This is a genomic window from Aquicoccus sp. (assembly GCF_041686535.1).
Lineage (GTDB): Bacteria > Pseudomonadota > Alphaproteobacteria > Rhodobacterales > Rhodobacteraceae > Aquicoccus.
Window position 1 is genome coordinate 1 of record NZ_JAWLDS010000023.1, and the last position, 16,507, is coordinate 16,507.

Here is a 16,507-nt window from a genome sequence, read left to right on the forward strand (position 1 = left end):
ACCACCCTGCCCTTCTATGACGCGCTGGCGCGGCTCGATCACGGGATCACCCATTTCCTGACCCGCGATGAACGCCACGCCGCCTACATGGCCGATGGCTATGCGCGCGTGACGGGGCGGCCGGGCGTCTGCGAAGGACCGTCGGGCGGGGGGGCCACCTATATCCTGCCCGGCGTGGTCGAGGCCAATGAAAGTTCGGTGCCGATCCTTGCCATCACCTCGGACGTGGCCACGACCAGCCGCGGGAAATATCCGCTGACCGAGCTGGACCAGACCGCCCTCTTTGGTCCGCTGACCAAGTGGAACGCGGCGCTCGACGATGCCGGGCAACTTCCCGCGATGCTGCGCGAGGCGTTTCGCCAGATGACCACAGGCACCCCCGGCGCGGTGCATCTGTCGCTGCCCTTCGACACCCAGAAGGCCCCGGTGGACGGGGCCGAAATCCATGTCGACCCGGACCACACCCGCTTCCCCGCCGAGCGCCAGGCCCCGGACCGGCACGCGATTACAGAGGCCGCCGCGATCCTTGCCAAGGCACAGAACGCAGTCGCCATCTGTGGGGGCGGGCCGCTGCTCTCGGGCGGTGAGGCGGCGTTGGCGCGTCTTGTCCGCGCGCTCGACATGCCGGTGGCCACCACCGTTTCGGGGCAGGGTGTCATCGCCGAGACCGATCCGCTGGCATTGGGGGTCGTGGGGTCGAATGGCGGCATTCCGGCGACACGCGCCGAGGTCGATGCCGCCGACGTGGTGCTTTTCATCGGCTGTCGCGCGGGGTCGGTTACGACCGAACGCTGGCGTTCGCCCGCGAAGGGCACAACGATCCTGCATATCGACAGCGACCCCGAGGTGCCCGGCACCAATTACGACACGGCAGTTGCGATCACCGCCGATGCGCGTCTGGCGCTTGAGGCGCTGGCCGATGCGGTCGAGGCCGGGCCGCGCAACAGCCAGAACGGCTCGGCCCGCGCCGCTCGGGCCTGGGACGCGAAAGAGGCGCAGTTTGCCCCGCTTGCGGCGTCGCGCGACACCCCGATCCGGCCCGAGGCGGTGATTGCCATGCTCATGGAACTGCTCGATGACGATGCCATCGTGGTGGCCGATCCGGGCACGCCATGCCCCTATGTCTCGGCCTATTACAGCTGGCCGCGCGCGGGGCGGCATTTCATCACCAACCGCGCCCATGGTGCATTGGGATACGCGCTTGGAGCGGCGATGGGCGCGCATGTGGGGCGACCGGACGCCAAGACCGTGGCCTTGATGGGCGACGGATCGTTCGGCTTTGCCTGTGGCGAGTTCGAGACCATGGTGCGCCACCGCATGCCGATCACCTCGGTCGTGTTTTCCAACGCCACGTTTTCGTGGATCAAGGCGGGGCAGAAGGCGGGGTTCGGCGCGCGCTATTACAATGTCGATTTCGACCGCACCGACCATGCCGCCGTGGCGCGCGCCTTTGGCGTCGCGGCATGGAGCGTGCGTGATCCCGACGAGCTTGGCCATGTCATGGCCAAGGCGCTCGCCCATGACGGGCCGAGCCTCGTCGATATCCACACGCAATCGCTCTCGGACTCCGCAGCGCCGGTCTCGGAATGGGTGGCCTGAGGCATCACGCGGCGAAGCGCGCGAGGCTCTCCAGCAGGCCCGCGAGGAATTCCTGGCCCACGGACGAAAGTGGCCTGTGGCGCGGGGTGATGACCGCAAGGTCCAGCGTCACCTGCGGCGCGAAGGGTCGCGCGTCGAACCCGCCCTCGTAATCGAAGGCGATGGTGAACGGATCGACCAGCGCGGCACCGAAGCCCTGTTTCACGAAACTCAGCGTGTTCTGGTGCAGGTGGGTGTGGACGCGTGTGTTCCATTGCGCCCCGGCGCGGTCGAACGCCTCACGGGTGCGGCGATAGGTCATGTGCTCGGGGCCCATCACCACGAAGGGATACCCGTCTAGGTGCGCCGGTGTCAGCATCGCGTGCTCCGCCAGCGGGCTGCCCGCGGGCAGGACGCATTGACATTCGAACCGGAACGGCAGCGCGGTCAGTGCGTCGCTCAGCACCGGAAGTTCGCAAATCCCGATCTCGAAGAGCCCGGCCTGCACCCATTCCTGGATGCGCGTGGAATACTGCGCCTGGTAGGAAATCGACAGGTGCGGGCGTTCCCGGGAAAAACGCGCGATCTCGCGCGGCATGAAGCCGATGGAGAGGGCATGGGGCGCCACGACCTGCAATTGCCCGGCCTTCTGGTTCTGCAAGTCGGTCACCGCCTGCGCCACGTGGTCGAGCCCGCGCACCACGGTGTCGATTTCCTGGAACAGCACCCCAGCCTCGGGCGTGGGGCGTAACCGCCCGCGTACCCGCTCGAAGAGCTTGAGCTGGGTCTGCCGTTCCAGCTGCGCCAGAAGGTTGGAAATGCCGGGTTGCGAAATGCCCAGAAGCGCGGCGGCGCCGGTCACGGTGCCGGATTCGATCACCGCGTGGAATGCCTGTAATTGTCTGAATCTCAGGGCCATTTTTGGATCATATCATATTATATGATAGAGCATACATAAATCCGTATTTGAACTGATGTTCTCCCCCGGCCAAGTTTCTTGCCATGAACGGGGGAATCGATTGACGGAGCTCTACCAGACCATCACCGGCTTCGATGTCTGGCACCTCTCTCTGCCGGTCACGTCGCGGCGTGACCATGGCATCGGGCGGGTCGAAAACGCTTGCGAGATCATTCTGCTGCGCCTGACCGCCGAGGGTGGCGCGGTGGGCTGGGGCGAGGCGTCGCCCTGGTCGGTCTTTACCGGCACGCCCGAGGCCAGCCTTGCCGCGCTCGACCGCTACCTGCGCCCGCTGGTTGTCGGTCGCCGCGTGGCCGACCGCCCCGCCATCATGGAGGCCGCGCGCCACGCCGTGGCCCACGCGAGCGAGGCCAAGGCCGCGCTCGACACTGCCCTGCTCGACCTTGCAGGCCACATCGCAGGGCAACCGGTCTGGGCCTTGCTGGGCGGAAAATGCCGCGACCGCATCCCGCTTTCGGTCTCGATCGCCAATCCGGATTTCGAGCATGACCGGGCGCTCCTTGACCGGCTCGTGAACGACGGCATTCGCATCGTCAAGCTCAAGGCCGGGTTCCGCGACCATGACTTTGACATCATGCGGATGGAGCGGATCGCGCGTGATTACTCGTCGCTGCGGGTCCGGGTGGATTTCAACCAGGGCCTCACACCCGAAGAGGCCCCAGCCCGCACCCGCGATATGGCCGCGTTCAAGCCCGATTTCATCGAACAGCCGGTGCGCGCGCATCATTTCGGCCTCATGGCCCGGCTGCGCGCCATGATCGACGTGCCGCTTCTGGCCGACGAGTCCGTGTTCGGCCCCGAGGACATGACCCGCGCCGCAGGCGAGGGCATCTGCGACGGGGTTTCGGTCAAGATCATGAAGTCGGGGGGCCTGGGCCGGACGCAGGAAGTCGCCAGGATCGCCGCTGCGCATGGCCTCGGCGCCTATGGTGGGGACATGTTCGAATCCGGCCTTGCCCATCTCGCCGGCACTCACATGATCGCCGCCACCCCGGCGATCACGCTGGGCTGTGAATTCTACCAGGCGTCCTATTTCCTGGCCGAGGACATCCTCGAAACCCCGTTCGTGGTGGAGGGCGGCGCGGTGAGCGTTCCCGACGCGCCCGGTCTTGGCGCCCGCCCCGACATGGACCGCATCCGCAAATTCACCCTCGCAGGACCGACGCCATGACCGACGCCCCGAAAACAATCGCCATCATCGGAGCAGGCATCAACGGTGTCGCCACCGCGATCTGGGCCCAGCGCGAGGGGCACAAGGTCATCCTGATCGAGCGCGAGGAACAGGCCGGTGAAGGGGCCAGCTTTGGCAATGGCGGGGTGCTGGCCGCGTGTTCGGTGGTGCCGGTGACGGTGCCGGGGCTGTTGCGCAAGGCGCCTAAAATGCTGTTCTCGCCCAGCCAGCCGCTGTTTCTCAAATGGTCCTACCTGCCGCGGCTGATGCCGTGGCTGATGAAATACCTCGCGCATGGCAACACGGGCGACGTGCGCCGCATCGCGCAGGCGCTGCACGGTATCGTCGGCGACAGCTTGCAGGATCACCTTGCGCTCGCGCGCGGCACCGGGGCCGAGGCGTTCATCCTCCCCTCCGATTACCTTTTCCTCTATCGAGACCGCGCCCATTACGAGGGCGACACCTTTGGCTGGGGCATCCGTCGCGAACTGGGCTTCGCATGGGACGAGCTGGAGCGCCCGGCGCTGGCCGAATACGACCCTGCCTTTTCCGATGCCGCGGGGTTTGCCGCACGGTTGGGCGATCACGGACGGATCGCCGACCCGGGGCGATACATCAAGGCGCTGGCCGCCCATGCGGTTGCGAATGGCGCGCAGATGATCAAGGCCACCGCCACCGATTTCGCCCGCGAGAACGGGCGCATCACGGGCGTTCGCGTTGCCACCCGGTCGGGCGAGGACACGATTGCCTGTGACGCTGCCGTTCTGGCCACCGGGGCCTGGTCCAAAGCTTTGGGAGAGAAACTGGGGCTGCGCATCCCGCTTGAGACCGAGCGCGGCTATCACCTTGAATTGTGGGAGCCTTCGGCGATGCCGCGCTCGCCGGTCATGGTGGCCAGCGGCAAGTTCGTCATGACCCCGATGGAGGGGCGTCTGCGCCTTGCCGGGATCGTCGAGTTCGGCGGGCTCGACGCGCCGGCCTCGGCCGCGCCGATCGCGCTCCTGAAACGGCAACTGGCAGAGGTCCTGCCCGGCCTCACATGGGCGCATGAACGCGAATGGATGGGACATCGCCCGGCGCCCGCCGACTCGATCCCGGCCATCGGCGAGGTGCCCGGCCTCAAGGGCGCGTTTCTCGGCTTTGGCCATCACCATATCGGCCTGACGGGTGGGCCGAAAACCGGGCAGATCCTGGCCCGGCTGATCTCGGGGCGCAAACCCAATATTGACTTGGAGCCCTACTCGCCCGCACGCTTCGTTCATCGAATACCAACCCCGGCATGACCGGACCAACCAAAACAGGGAGAACGACCATGAAACATCTCACGACACTTGCCACAGCCTCGGCCATCGCGATCGGCGCTGCCGCGCCCGCAATGGCCGAGAAATGGGATATGCCGCTGGCCTATGCTGCGACCAATTTCCATTCCGAGAACGCGGCAGAGTTCGCCACCTGCGTGACCGAGAGTTCCGACGGCGCGGTCGAGATCGTGACCCACCCCTCGGGGTCGCTTTTCGGTGGCAACGACATCAAGCGCGCGGTGCAGAGCGGCCAGGCGCTGATCGGCGAACGCCTGATCTCGGCGCATCAGAACGAGAACCCGCTGTTCGGCATCGACTCGATCCCGTTCCTCGCCACCTCCTATGACGACCATGAAACCCTGTGGGAGATTGCAGGGCCGAAAGTGGCCGAGGTGCTCGAGGCGCAAAACCTGCATTACCTCTACTCGGTGCCGTGGCCGCCCCAGGGGCTCTACTTCAACCAGCCGATCGAGAGCGTCGACGACATGAAAGGCATCAAGTTCCGCTCCTACTCGACCGCCACCGCGCGGATGGCGGAAATGACCAGCATGCTGCCGGTGCAGGTCGAGGCGGCGGAACTGAGCCAGGCGCTGGCGACCGGCGTGGCGGAGGCGTTCATCTCGTCGGGGGCCACGGGCTATGACCGCAAGGTCTGGGAGCATCTGAGCCATTTCTACGAAGTGGACGCCTGGCTGCCGCGCAACGTGATCTTCGCCAACAAGGACGCGTGGGACGGGCTTGACGATGCGGCCAAGGGCGCGATCGACGACTGCGCCGCCGAGGCCAAGGAACGGGGCCTCCAGATGTCGATGGATTATACCCAGTTCACCCTCGACGGGCTCAAGGAAGGCGGCATGGAAGTCGCCCGCGCCAGCGACACGCTGGTCAAGGAACTCGAAGAGATCGGCGCCGTGATGACCGAGGAATGGCTCGAAAGCGCAGGCGAGGATGGCGAGGCCATCGTCGAGGAATTCCGCGCCATGCAATAAGCCCGCCACTTGCGGGCGAACCGTTGACACAGGGCGGGGGCGCCCCGACGCGGCCCCGCCCCGAGAAAATCAACGAACAGGGGCTTCTGACATGGGTATTCTACGCCGGGCGCTCGATGCGCTCTATCTCGCCGGTGGTGTCATCGCGGCGCTCTTCACCATCGCGATTCTCGTCATCATCGTCGCGCAGATGATCGCGCGCTGGACCGGCGCCGTCTTTCCCGGCGCCACCGATTACGCAGGCTATTGCATGGCCGCCGCCTCGTTCTTTGCCTTCGCCTATGCGCTCAACCACGGAGCACATATCCGGGTGTCACTTTTTCTCAACGTGCTGGGGCATCACCGGGTCAAGGGCGAGCTTTGGTGCTTTGGCATGGGGGCGGTGATCTCGAGCTATTTCGCCTGGTACGGGGTGCGCGGCATGTGGGAGTCGCTGAAATGGAACGAGGTCAGCCAGGGGCTCGACAATACGCCGATCTGGATTCCGCAGCTTTCCATGGCGGTAGGCACGGTGCTTCTGGCGATTGCCTTCTGGGACAATTTCGTCCGCCTGATCATGACCGGCAATCACGGCATGCGCTCCGGCGCCATAGAAACCGGCACGGAGTAGACGCGCATGGATTATTTCATTTCGATCTCGATCTTTCTTTTCGTGCTGTTCTTCCTTCTCGGGTCCGGCGTCTGGGTGGGCCTTGCGCTCATGGGTGTGGCTTGGGTGGGGATGGAGCTTTTCACCACGCGCCCCGTGGGCGACGCGATGATCACCAAGATCTGGTCGTCCTCGGCGTCATGGACGCTGACCGCGCTGCCACTCTTCATCTGGATGGGCGAGGTGCTATACCGAACCCGATTATCGGAAGACATGTTCAAGGGGCTGTCGCCATGGATGGCTCGCCTGCCCGGGGGGCTGGTGCATACCAATATCGTGGGCTGCACCGTCTTTGCCGCCGTGTCGGGGTCATCCGCGGCAACGCTGACCACGGTGGGCAAGATGTCGATCCCCGAACTCAACAAGCGCAAATATCCGCAACGCATGGTGATCGGCACCTTGGCGGGGGCGGCGACGCTGGGCCTGATGATCCCGCCGTCACTGACGCTCATCGTCTATGGCGTCACGGTGAACGAGTCGATCACCAAGCTGTTCTTCGCGGGCATCCTGCCCGGCCTCGTGCTCGCAGGCATGTTCATGGCCTATGTCGCGATCCAGTCATGGATCTCGCGCGACTGGAACCCGACGCCGGAACCGCGAATGAGCTTTACCGAGAAACTGCACAATTCGCGGTTCCTGATCCCGGTGCTCTTGTTGATCGCGGTAGTGATCGGGTCGATGTATTTCGGCTGGGCCACGCCAACCGAGGCCGCGGCCTTTGGTGTCATCGGCGCGCTCCTGCTGGCCGCGGGGCAAGGATCGCTTAACTGGGAAACCTTTACCCAGAGCCTGATGGGCGCCACCCGCACCAGCGCGATGATCGCACTCATCCTTGGCGGAGCGGCGTTCCTGTCGCTGTCGATGGGGTTCACCGGGTTGCCGCGCGGACTGGCCGACCTGATCGCGCAGATGGGGCTGACACGGTTCGAACTGCTGATGGTACTGCTGATCTTCTACATCATTCTTGGCTGTTTCCTCGATGGTATCTCGTCTGTGGTGCTGACCATGGCGGTGGTGGAGCCGATGATCCGCCAGGCCGGGATCGACCTGATCTGGTTCGGCATCTTCATCGTGGTGGTGGTGGAAATGGCCCAGATCACCCCGCCGATCGGCTTCAACCTCTTCGTGTTGCAGGGCATGACCAACCACGAGATGAGCTATATCGCCCGCGCCGCGATCCCGATGTTCCTGATCATGGTGGTGATGGTCTTCGTGCTGATCGGTTTCCCGGAACTGGCCACATGGCTGCCTGACAACCTAAGGTGAGGTCTTGCGCCGCCTGCGGCGTCGCCAAGGGGGGCGGAGGCTGACGCCTCCGCCCCTTTCGCCTTGTATCAATGTGGGGCAACCGTTGCAGCGTCGGGCATGGCCTGACTGGCGGGATCTTGAGTATTTTCCCCAAGAAAGAACCGCGTGGGCATGGTGGTGTCCAGGTTCAGTCCGGCCGCACGATCCGGTTGCGCAGCACGCCGATCTTCTCGATCTCGAGTTCGAAGAGATCGCCCGGGGCCAGCCGCTTGCCCAGTTCGAGCCCGCAGCCGGTGCCGACCGTGCCCGAGCCGATCACCTCGCCGGGGTATAGCGTCTCGGAGGCCGAGATATGGGCGAGAATGGCGCCGAAATCATGCTGCATCGAGGCTGAGTTGCCGCCGCCCCACCGCGCGCCGTTCACGCGCAGTTCCATGTCAAGGGCGACCGGATGCGCCACCTCGTCCGCGGTCAGGATCCAGGGGCCAAGAATGTTTCCGGTGTCGAAATCCTTGCCCTTGGCGGGGCCAAGCTGACCCGGCATTTCGCGCATCTGGGCGTCGCGGGCCGAGACATCGTTGAGGATGGTATAACCGAAGATGTGATCCGCAGCCCGCCCGGGCGCGATATCCTTGCCCTTCCGGCCCACCACGATGGCCAGTTCCAGTTCGACATCGAGAAACTCGGCATAGTCCGGCCAGATCACGTCGGCGCCATGGCCGATGAAGCTCATCCGGTTGCCCTTGTAATAGATCGGCTGTTCATACCAGACCGGGGGCAGTTGCGGGTCGTCCTGACCGAATGCCTTGAGGCAGTTGAAGAGATGTTCCTCGAACACGAGGCAATCGCGATACTGCACCGGCATCAGCGGGGGCAGGAACGTGACCTCGCCCGCCGGGATCGTTGCATGCCGGTCGGCGCGGGCCAGCAGGGCACCGGCCCGTTCGAGCCCGTCATCGCCCGCCTCGATCAGCGTTTGCATCGTGTCGAAGGTATCGGGCCGGGCACCCGCCAGTTCCGCGGCGCGAACGAGATCGAGCAGCGTGTCGTCATCCAGCGGCGATACCACCCTCGCCTTGCCCTCATGAAGAACCGTTCCCAGGCGCATGGCTCACTCCTCGAAAATGGCGACGGCGCGGGTGAACCCGGCGCTGGCACCCTTGATCTTGTAGGGAAAACAGGAAATCTCGAAACCGTGGCCCGGCAGGCTGTCGAGGTTCGACAGTTTCTCCATGTGGCAATAGCCGATTTCCATGCTGGCGCGGTGGCCCTCCCAGATGATGGTCGGGTCATGGGTCCTGGCATATTCCTGCGCGGTCAGGGCAAAGGGCGCGTCCCAGCTCCAGGCATCCGTCCCTGTCACCCGCACACCGCGTTCGAGCAGATACATCGTCGCGTCGCGCCCCATGCCGCAGCCTTTCATCAGGTAATCGGGTTGCCCGTAATGCGCGCCCGCGGATGTGTTGACCACCACGATATCAAGCGGTTGCAGGTCGTGCCCGATGCGGCTCAACTCGGCCTCCACATCGCCGGGGGTGACGATATAGCCGTCGTCCATGTGCCGGAAATCGAGCTTTACCGCCGGGTTGAGGCACCATTCCAGCGGCACCTCGTCGATGGTGATCGCGCGCTCGCCGTTATTCATGGTGGAGTGGTGGTGGTAGGGTGCATCGAGATGGGTGCCGTTATGGGTGGCGATTCTCAGCCGTTCGACCGCCCAGCCCTCGCCGCCGGGCAGATCCTCGCGCTTGAGGCCCGGAAAGAATGCCATCACCTGCTCGGCGGTCTGATCGTGGGTCATGTATTCGATCTCGGGGAGCATGATCGGCGGGTCCGACACGATCCCCGTTTCAAGCGGCACGGAAATATCGACGAAACGTCTTGGCATGGTGGCTCCTTTTCTGGTCAGATGAGCCCGGTGGCCAGCACCGGAAAGGCAAGGACAAGGGCGAGAACGACGAGCATCATCAGCGCGAAGGGCGCGGCGCCGATGAATATGTCGCCGAGCGTGATGTCGGGGTCGTCGAGCGCCGACTTGATCACGAAAACGGATATGCCGAAGGGTGGGGTCAGCAGGCCCACCTCGACCGCGATCACCGTGACGATCCCGAACCAGATGAGGTCGACCTCCATGCCGCCGACCACCGGCAGCATCAGCGGCACGAGGATCAGCATGATGGACGAGCTGTCGAGCACCGCCCCCATCACGATCACCAGGGCGATATAGGCCAGGATCACGCCCCAATAGCCGATATCCGCACCGGCCACGAATGCGCCGAACTCCATCGGCACGCCGGAAAGCGACAGCATCCGCGAATACATCTGTGCCGCGATGATCAGGAACGAGATCGAGGCCGTGACCAGCCCGGTATCGGTCAGCACCTGCCAGAAATCGCGCCACGACAGCTTGCGCCGCAGCACGCCGATGACGATCGCGCCGCCCGCGCCGACCGCGCCCGCCTCGATCGGGGTGAAGATTCCGCCATAGATGCCGCCCAGCACCAGCCCGATCAGCAAGACGATGGGCAGCCCCTTGGCGACAAGATCACGCGGGCCAAGGTCGCTCTCGCCCCCGCCCGCCGCCACGCCGGGGCCGAGCCGCGCGGGCCAGAGGATCGCGGTCAGCCAGATGCCGACACCGAAGGCCAGCGCCAGCAATATCCCCGGCAGGATTCCCGCGATGAAGAGGTCGCCTACCGATTGCTCGGCCAAGAGCCCGTAGAGGATCAGCAGGAGCGACGGCGGGATCAGCATGCCAAGCACGCTTGACCCTGCCACCACGCCGACCGAGAAGCGTTTGGCATAGCCATGGCGGATCATCTCGGGCACGGCGATGCGGGTAAAGACGGCGGCGCTGGCAATGGAAATGCCGGTGATGGCGGCAAAGATCGCGTTCGCCCCTACCGTACCGATGCCCAAGCCCCCCCTGAGCCGCCGGAACAGGTGGTTGGCCACGTCGAAGGCATCGCGCCCCATGCCGGTCACGCTCACGACGTAGCCCATCAGCACGAAGAGCGGCACGACGCCGAAGAAATAGGAGGAAATCGTCTCGCTCGCCGCCAGCGCCAGCAGCTTCCCGGCCAGGAGCGGCGAACCCTTGATCGCCCAGACCCCGACATAGGAACACAGCATCAGGGCAAAGGGCACCCAGAACCCGGCATAGATCATCACCACCATGGCACCGAAACTGGTCAGGCCGATCTCGAATGGCGTCATGCCCTTGCCCCCCGCGCCAGGCGCAGGAACGCGGCCAGCCCATGCAGCACCAGTTGCACCAGAAGCGCCCCGCACCCCACTAGGATGATGAGCTTGACTGGCCAGATTGGCGCTGTGAAGGCGCCGATCGTGCCCTCATAGGTGCCGCGGGTCCATGCCTGCTCGAATAGCGGCCAGGATGCCGTGATGAGCTGCCAGACCAGCGCGATGGCAGCAATGGAAAACAGCATCTCGACCACCTCTCGCGTGCGCGGGCTGTACCGCCCGACCCAGCCCAGAAGGATATCGGTGCGTGTCAGCCGCCCCTGCCGAAAGGTCTGTGCCACCTGGAGGAACACGATGGCGACAATCGACATCGAAACCATTTCCGGCACGCCCGCGACGGGCGCCTTGAAAAGCCCGCGCCCGATCACGTCGGCATTCACGAGGACCATCAACACGAGGATCAGGCCCGTTCCTACCACATTGAGCGCACCGGTCACGCGATCGACCCCCTGCCGGATCGCAATGAACCAGCCGGGCAGCGCCGCTGTCGCATCCACATCTTTCATGGGCTCCGCCATGTCTCTTCCACTCCCTCCCGACCCCGGGGCATCCGGGGCCGGGACATGGCGTCGCGCTTACTCTCGATCCCAGTCGCGCACCGGCTCGGCCCCCGCCGCGCGCATGGTGTCCATATAGGCATTGAGCACGGCGGTGCCGTTCCTGCCCTCTTCATCGAGCCGGGCGGCCCATTCCTGCGCCACGTTGTTCATGCCCGACGCCCATTGCTCGCGGAACGCCTGATCGACCTCGGTGATGGTGGCCCCCTGCTCCTCCATCATCGAAAGGAACATCGTGACCGAGGCATCGAGGTCTTCCTGGTAGGCTTCGGCATCGGCGCGGGCCCCGGCCTTGAGCGCGTCCTGGACCTCCTCCGGCAAACTGTCATACCAACCCTTGTTGGCAGCGAGCCCGCCGGCATATTGCGCGCCGAACCCGACCTTGGTGATATAGGGAGCCACCTCGTGCAGCTTGCCCGGCAGCGCAGCGCTGGCAAAGACGATCACACCGTCATACACACCGGTCTTGATCTCGTTATAATAGAGCGTGAGGTTGCCGCTCACCCCAACCGCACCAGTGCCTTCGAGCCAGTTGACCGCCGGTCCGGGTGCCGCGATCTTGTAGCCGTCGAGATCCTCGATGCTCTCCACCGGAAAGGTGGTCATCAACAAGTAATCGTCGAGTCCGATTCCGCCGCCAAGGTATTCGAGGCCGTTTTCCTCCCACGCAGCACGCATGTCGTCATTGGTGGCCTGCAATTCGTCCATCCAGCTGCTCACAAGCGTCGAATCGCGCGACACGAAGGGGGTGAAGTAGGTCACGTTCTGCGGGCTGAGCTTGGCCGGATCGAAGAGCGACGAGACCAGCCCCACCTCGGCCAGCCCGGCCTCGACCGCCTCAAGCTCGTCCCCCACCTTGGCCAGCGACCCACCATATTGTTCCGACCAGTTGATACTGTGCCCGGTGCCTTCAAGCGCGGCATCGACCGCCGGGATGAAGGTCTCGCTGGCATGTTTCACCCAGCGAAAGACCGGCGGATGCCCGGCCACGATGGTCACGTTGAAATCTTCGGCCTGCACCTGTGGCGCGGCCAGTGCCCCGCCCAGCGCCAACGCGGCCAGCGCCGCGCTTCTCGAAATGAAATCCTTCATGGTTTTTCCTCCCCTTGGTTTCATGGTGTCACCAGCGCCCGGACGCCGCCACAGATGAACGGCACGATCCGCGCCAGCATCGCATCGGCATCGCCATCGTCGCATAACCCGTTCGAAAGCCGCTTTGGCCGCCCCGTCTTGGCCATCATCGTCATGCCCACGCCAATCGCGAACATGTAGGCCCAGACCGCATCAGCGCGGGCCAGACCCGGCTCGGACTCCTGCAGGGCGGCGATATAGTCATGCGCGATCGGGTCGTAATAGGTCTCGGTCATCTCCTGCGCCAACGGGTCGTTGGAATTGGCCATCGACACGAGAATCCGCGCGAAGCCGCCGCCATCCTCGGCCAGTTCGAGGCCGGTTTCGATCGTGGGGCGGAAGAGCGCCTCGACGATCTCTTCCAGCCGCAACGCGCCCTTGCTTCTCAGTTGCGCCAGCCGCTCGGCCCGCGCCGCGTTGATCTGTCCCGACCGTCGCGCCACCATTCTTTCGAAGAGCCGCGCCTTGTTGTTGAAATGATAGTGGATCAGCCCCTGCGCCACGCCCGCGCGCTCGGCGATCTCGCGCAGCGCCGCACCCTCATAGCCGGAGCTGGCAAAGACGAGCTCGGCCGCGTCGAGGATCGCATCGGCCCGCGCGCCACCCGGCGCCTCGCGCGCCTCCTGTTTCAATTGCTGCGCCAATCCCCCCTCCACGGATAACTGACTGATCGCTCAGTCAGGGTCTTCCGATTTCACGATTCGAGTCAACCCGATGTCGTCATCCAACCACTATTGCGTTTGCGAGCGCATCGCGCGCAACATCGGCAGCGCCCCTTGCCTTTACACGATTGACAATCGTCACGCGTGATTGAATTCCGCCCCGGTTTCCGCCATGATCGTCGCAAAACAACGAGGCTCCGAGCATATGCGCCCCATCGTTTCCCTGATCGTTATCCTGTCGCTGGCCGGATGTGCCGGCGGCTATCACCGGGCCAAGCGCGAAATGGCCCAGCCCGCCCCGCGCGTGGCGGCAGCAACGCCCGCGGCCACGGCGCGTCCATCCGCTTCGGCCACCCCGGCCCCTGCCGCAAAACCTTTTGCCACGGGCCAGATCCAGCGCGCTTGCATGGCATCCGACCGCAAGGCGCGCTCGCGAGAGCTCTGCGGCTGTATCCAGGCCATCGCCGACCAGACGCTGTCGGGTTCGGACCAGCGCCTGGCCGTCAGCTTCTACGGCGATCCACACCGCGCGCAGGACATTCGACAATCCGACCGCGACAACCACCGGCGTTTCTGGACCAAGTATCGCGAATATACCGACGGGGCCGAACGGACCTGTCGGTAATATCGCATTCGTGGCGTTTCAGCTCAGCCGCATCAGCATACCGGCGATGAGGCGCCCGCGTTCGGCGAGGCTTGCCACCTCGATATGCTCGGTCAGCGTATGCAGGCCCTTGCCGCGCACGCCCAGCGAATCGAGCGTCGGGATCCCCATGTAGCCGGTGAAATTGCCGTCCGAGCCACCGCCCGAGCTTGCCCCTGTCAACTCGAAGCCCAGATCACTGGCCAGATCCTTGGCGATCTCGAACATCGCCATGGTGCCGGGCTGATCCGGCTCCCATACCGGGCGCGTGACGCCGCGGGTGATCTCGAAGGACACGCCGTTTTCCTCGCCGGCCAGGGCCATCAGCCGCGCCACCCCGTCATCGAGGTCGCCTTGCGTCTTGGCCATGCTCAGCGCCTCGGCCTCGCAGACCGACGACACGCAGTTGACCCATTGCCCGGCATGGATCACGCCGACGGAAAAGGTGCAGTCGTCGCCGGTCATCGCCTCGATCTCGATGATCTTGCGCGCCATTGCGGCGATTGCGGATTTGCCTTCCGACAGGCGCGCGCCCGCATGGCTGGGCAGACCGTGCGTGCGCAGGTTGAACCGCGCGATCGCGTAGCGCCCGATCACCGCGCCGCCATCGTCGCGCGCGGGTTCCGGCACCAGCACGTACTTGTTGCGCGCCGCCTCCGCCTCGATCAACTCGCGGGTCGAGGGGGTGCCGACCTCCTCGTCGGGGGTGAAAAGCACCGTCACCGGCAGGGGCGTCTGCATCCCCGCCGCGATGAGCTGGCGAATGGCCTCGACGCTGGTGTAGTTGCCGCCCTTCATGTCCATGATGCCGGGGCCATAACAGATATCGCCCTCGCGCTTGAAGGGCAGTTTCTCCAGCGTCCCGACCGGGTGCACCGTGTCCATGTGGCCCACGATCAGGATGCCCGGCTCGCCCTTGTTCGGATGCGGAAAACGGGCGCGCACGCAGCCGCCAAAGCCCATCCGGCCGGGGATGCGCTCGATCTCGGCCATTTGGGCAAGGTCATAGGCGGCAAGATCCATCATCCGGTCGACCGCGGCGGCGTCCCATGTGGGGCTTTCGCATTCGATCCAGGGGCGCAGCCCTGCAAGCATCGCATCGGCATCGAAAGGCAGTTTGAGAGGGTCCATGGTCATGCAGCTCCTATTGGCATGCGGCGCTCGACGATGCGCGCCATGATCGACGCGCCCACCGGCAGGATTTCAGGGTCGAGCATGAAGCCCGGATTGTGCAGCGGCACCGTGCCGCCATGACCGACCCGGCAATAGGAGCCAGGCACCACCTTGAGCATGTCGGCGAAATCCTCGGAGCCGGTTGCGGGTTCTGCCTTGTCCGACACGTTCTCGGCGCCCACGATGTCTGATGCGGCCTCGAGATAGGCATCCGAGAGATCGCTGTCGTTCATCAGCACGTCGAAGATGTTGCGCAGGTCGACCTCGATTTCCACCCCATAGGCGCGCGCCATGCCATCGCAGAGCTCGCGCAGCCGGGTCTCGGCCAGCTCGCAGACCTCGTCCTTGAAATAGCGGATCGTGCCGGCCAGCGTCGCGGTGTCGGGCACCACGTTATAGGCGCTTCCGGCATGGCTTTGGGTCACGGAAAAGACGCAGGCATCGAGCGGTGCGACGTTGCGCGCGACGATGGTCTGGATTTGCGCGACGAGCATCGCGGCGATGACCAGCGGATCGCGCGATTGCTGCGGCATGGCGGCATGGCTGCCCCGGCCCTTGATCCTGATGTCGAAGAACGACGCCCCGGCCATCGCAGGACCCTTGCAGATACCGACCTTGCCGGGCTCGCCATTGGGCCAGTTGTGCATGCCGAACACTTCGTCACAGGGGAACTTGTCGAACAGCCCCTCGGCCAACATGCCGCGCGCCCCGCCGAGCCCCTCTTCGGCGGGCTGGAAGATCAGGACGGCCGTGCCGTCGAAATCCCGCGTTCTGGCCAGGTGCTTGGCCGCACCAAGAAGCATGGTGGTGTGACCGTCATGGCCACAGGCATGCATGACACCCTCGTTCTTCGAGGCATAGGGCAGGTTGCTTTCCTCGTGGATCGGCAGCGCGTCCATGTCGGCGCGCAGCCCGATCCGGCGGTTGCCGCCGCCCTTGCCCTTGATCAGGCCCACGACCCCGGTCTTGGCGATCCCGGTATGGACCTCGTCCACCCCGTATTCGCGCAACTTCTCGGCCACCACCTGTGCGGTGCGCGCCTCGGTAAAGCCGATCTCGGGATGGGCGTGCAGATCCTTGAAGATCCCGGTCAGTTCGTCCTGGCTCTCCGATATGATCGGTAAAACGGGCATGGAATGTCCTTTCCTCCTGGTTGTCCTGTTGT

The 16,507-nt window shown here is 64.8% G+C and carries 16 protein-coding genes; 7 read left to right on the plus strand and 9 right to left on the minus strand.

Annotated features, from left to right (window positions below; translation table 11 throughout):
* A partial coding sequence (locus ACESL9_RS07350) for a thiamine pyrophosphate-binding protein (RefSeq protein WP_372674661.1) occupies positions 1 to 1,599 on the plus strand: 1,599 nt, incomplete at its 5' end.
* Between the two features lie 4 nt (positions 1,600 to 1,603).
* On the opposite strand, the gene ACESL9_RS07355 is transcribed toward ACESL9_RS07350, so the two are convergent.
* Positions 1,604 to 2,497 (minus strand): LysR substrate-binding domain-containing protein, encoded by an 894-nt coding sequence (locus ACESL9_RS07355; RefSeq protein WP_372674662.1) that lies wholly within the window; start codon positions 2,495 to 2,497, stop codon positions 1,604 to 1,606.
* A gap of 100 nt (positions 2,498 to 2,597) precedes the next feature.
* Here ACESL9_RS07355 and ACESL9_RS07360 point away from each other — a divergent pair, with 100 nt between their 5' ends.
* The 5 genes from ACESL9_RS07360 (at position 2,598) to ACESL9_RS07380 (ending at position 7,933) form a co-directional block, all read left to right on the plus strand.
* Positions 2,598 to 3,728: an enolase C-terminal domain-like protein gene (locus ACESL9_RS07360; RefSeq protein ID WP_372674663.1), complete on the plus strand. Its 1,131-nt coding sequence runs from the start codon at positions 2,598 to 2,600 to the stop codon at positions 3,726 to 3,728.
* The gene (locus tag ACESL9_RS07365) at positions 3,725 to 5,011 is read left to right on the plus strand and encodes an NAD(P)/FAD-dependent oxidoreductase (RefSeq protein WP_372612688.1); all 1,287 of its coding nucleotides are present in this window, start codon (positions 3,725 to 3,727) and stop codon (positions 5,009 to 5,011) included. Before ACESL9_RS07360 ends, ACESL9_RS07365 begins: the two co-directional genes overlap by 4 nt.
* Before the next feature lie 29 nt (positions 5,012 to 5,040).
* Complete coding sequence (locus ACESL9_RS07370; protein ID WP_372612690.1) at positions 5,041 to 6,018, plus strand: TRAP transporter substrate-binding protein; 978 nt, start codon at positions 5,041 to 5,043, stop codon at positions 6,016 to 6,018.
* Positions 6,019 to 6,109: 91 nt separating this feature from the next.
* The gene (locus ACESL9_RS07375; RefSeq protein WP_372612692.1) at positions 6,110 to 6,628 is read left to right on the plus strand and encodes a TRAP transporter small permease; all 519 of its coding nucleotides are present in this window, start codon (positions 6,110 to 6,112) and stop codon (positions 6,626 to 6,628) included.
* A gap of 6 nt (positions 6,629 to 6,634) precedes the next feature.
* Positions 6,635 to 7,933, plus strand: a complete 1,299-nt coding sequence (locus tag ACESL9_RS07380) for a TRAP transporter large permease (protein ID WP_372612694.1) — start codon at positions 6,635 to 6,637, stop codon at positions 7,931 to 7,933.
* A 169-nt stretch (positions 7,934 to 8,102) separates the two neighbouring features.
* Here the strand turns inward: ACESL9_RS07380 and ACESL9_RS07385 are convergent, their stop codons facing one another.
* From ACESL9_RS07385 to ACESL9_RS07410, 6 genes are all read right to left on the minus strand, one after another.
* Positions 8,103 to 9,023, minus strand: coding sequence for a fumarylacetoacetate hydrolase family protein (locus ACESL9_RS07385; protein WP_372612696.1), 921 nt, complete (start codon positions 9,021 to 9,023; stop codon positions 8,103 to 8,105).
* Positions 9,024 to 9,026: 3 nt separating this feature from the next.
* On the minus strand, positions 9,027 to 9,803 hold the full coding sequence (locus ACESL9_RS07390) for a cyclase family protein (protein WP_372612698.1): 777 nt from the start codon (positions 9,801 to 9,803) through the stop codon (positions 9,027 to 9,029).
* Between the two features lie 17 nt (positions 9,804 to 9,820).
* Complete coding sequence (locus ACESL9_RS07395; protein ID WP_372612700.1) at positions 9,821 to 11,131, minus strand: TRAP transporter large permease; 1,311 nt, start codon at positions 11,129 to 11,131, stop codon at positions 9,821 to 9,823.
* The gene (locus tag ACESL9_RS07400) at positions 11,128 to 11,682 is read right to left on the minus strand and encodes a TRAP transporter small permease subunit (protein ID WP_372612702.1); all 555 of its coding nucleotides are present in this window, start codon (positions 11,680 to 11,682) and stop codon (positions 11,128 to 11,130) included. The genes ACESL9_RS07395 and ACESL9_RS07400 overlap by 4 nt, the downstream gene beginning before the upstream one ends.
* A gap of 69 nt (positions 11,683 to 11,751) precedes the next feature.
* Positions 11,752 to 12,825: a C4-dicarboxylate TRAP transporter substrate-binding protein gene (locus ACESL9_RS07405; RefSeq protein WP_372612704.1), complete on the minus strand. Its 1,074-nt coding sequence runs from the start codon at positions 12,823 to 12,825 to the stop codon at positions 11,752 to 11,754.
* A gap of 20 nt (positions 12,826 to 12,845) precedes the next feature.
* On the minus strand, positions 12,846 to 13,508 hold the full coding sequence (locus ACESL9_RS07410) for a TetR/AcrR family transcriptional regulator (protein WP_372674664.1): 663 nt from the start codon (positions 13,506 to 13,508) through the stop codon (positions 12,846 to 12,848).
* A gap of 223 nt (positions 13,509 to 13,731) precedes the next feature.
* Here ACESL9_RS07410 and ACESL9_RS07415 point away from each other — a divergent pair, with 223 nt between their 5' ends.
* Positions 13,732 to 14,151, plus strand: coding sequence for an arginine transporter (locus ACESL9_RS07415; RefSeq protein WP_372674665.1), 420 nt, complete (start codon positions 13,732 to 13,734; stop codon positions 14,149 to 14,151).
* A gap of 18 nt (positions 14,152 to 14,169) precedes the next feature.
* Here ACESL9_RS07415 and ACESL9_RS07420 read toward each other — a convergent pair whose 3' ends face one another.
* The gene (locus ACESL9_RS07420; RefSeq protein WP_372674666.1) at positions 14,170 to 15,300 is read right to left on the minus strand and encodes a M20/M25/M40 family metallo-hydrolase; all 1,131 of its coding nucleotides are present in this window, start codon (positions 15,298 to 15,300) and stop codon (positions 14,170 to 14,172) included.
* A 2-nt stretch (positions 15,301 to 15,302) separates the two neighbouring features.
* Positions 15,303 to 16,475: a M20 aminoacylase family protein gene (locus ACESL9_RS07425; RefSeq protein ID WP_372612712.1), complete on the minus strand. Its 1,173-nt coding sequence runs from the start codon at positions 16,473 to 16,475 to the stop codon at positions 15,303 to 15,305.
* Between the last annotated feature and the right edge of the window lie 32 nt (positions 16,476 to 16,507).

Bases quoted from the DNA above. Each gene is read 5' to 3' on its own strand.
- ACESL9_RS07355 (WP_372674662.1), bottom strand. From the start codon at position 2,497: ATGGCCCTGAGATTCAGACAATTACAGGCATTCCACGCGGTGATCGAA.
- ACESL9_RS07365 (WP_372612688.1), top strand. From the start codon at position 3,725: ATGACCGACGCCCCGAAAACAATCGCCATCATCGGAGCAGGCATCAAC.
- ACESL9_RS07370 (WP_372612690.1), top strand. From the start codon at position 5,041: ATGAAACATCTCACGACACTTGCCACAGCCTCGGCCATCGCGATCGGC.
- ACESL9_RS07375 (WP_372612692.1), top strand. From the start codon at position 6,110: ATGGGTATTCTACGCCGGGCGCTCGATGCGCTCTATCTCGCCGGTGGT.
- ACESL9_RS07380 (WP_372612694.1), top strand. From the start codon at position 6,635: ATGGATTATTTCATTTCGATCTCGATCTTTCTTTTCGTGCTGTTCTTC.
- ACESL9_RS07385 (WP_372612696.1), bottom strand. From the start codon at position 9,023: ATGCGCCTGGGAACGGTTCTTCATGAGGGCAAGGCGAGGGTGGTATCG.
- ACESL9_RS07390 (WP_372612698.1), bottom strand. From the start codon at position 9,803: ATGCCAAGACGTTTCGTCGATATTTCCGTGCCGCTTGAAACGGGGATC.
- ACESL9_RS07395 (WP_372612700.1), bottom strand. From the start codon at position 11,131: ATGACGCCATTCGAGATCGGCCTGACCAGTTTCGGTGCCATGGTGGTG.
- ACESL9_RS07400 (WP_372612702.1), bottom strand. From the start codon at position 11,682: ATGAAAGATGTGGATGCGACAGCGGCGCTGCCCGGCTGGTTCATTGCG.
- ACESL9_RS07405 (WP_372612704.1), bottom strand. From the start codon at position 12,825: ATGAAGGATTTCATTTCGAGAAGCGCGGCGCTGGCCGCGTTGGCGCTG.
- ACESL9_RS07415 (WP_372674665.1), top strand. From the start codon at position 13,732: ATGCGCCCCATCGTTTCCCTGATCGTTATCCTGTCGCTGGCCGGATGT.
- ACESL9_RS07420 (WP_372674666.1), bottom strand. From the start codon at position 15,300: ATGGACCCTCTCAAACTGCCTTTCGATGCCGATGCGATGCTTGCAGGG.
- ACESL9_RS07425 (WP_372612712.1), bottom strand. From the start codon at position 16,475: ATGCCCGTTTTACCGATCATATCGGAGAGCCAGGACGAACTGACCGGG.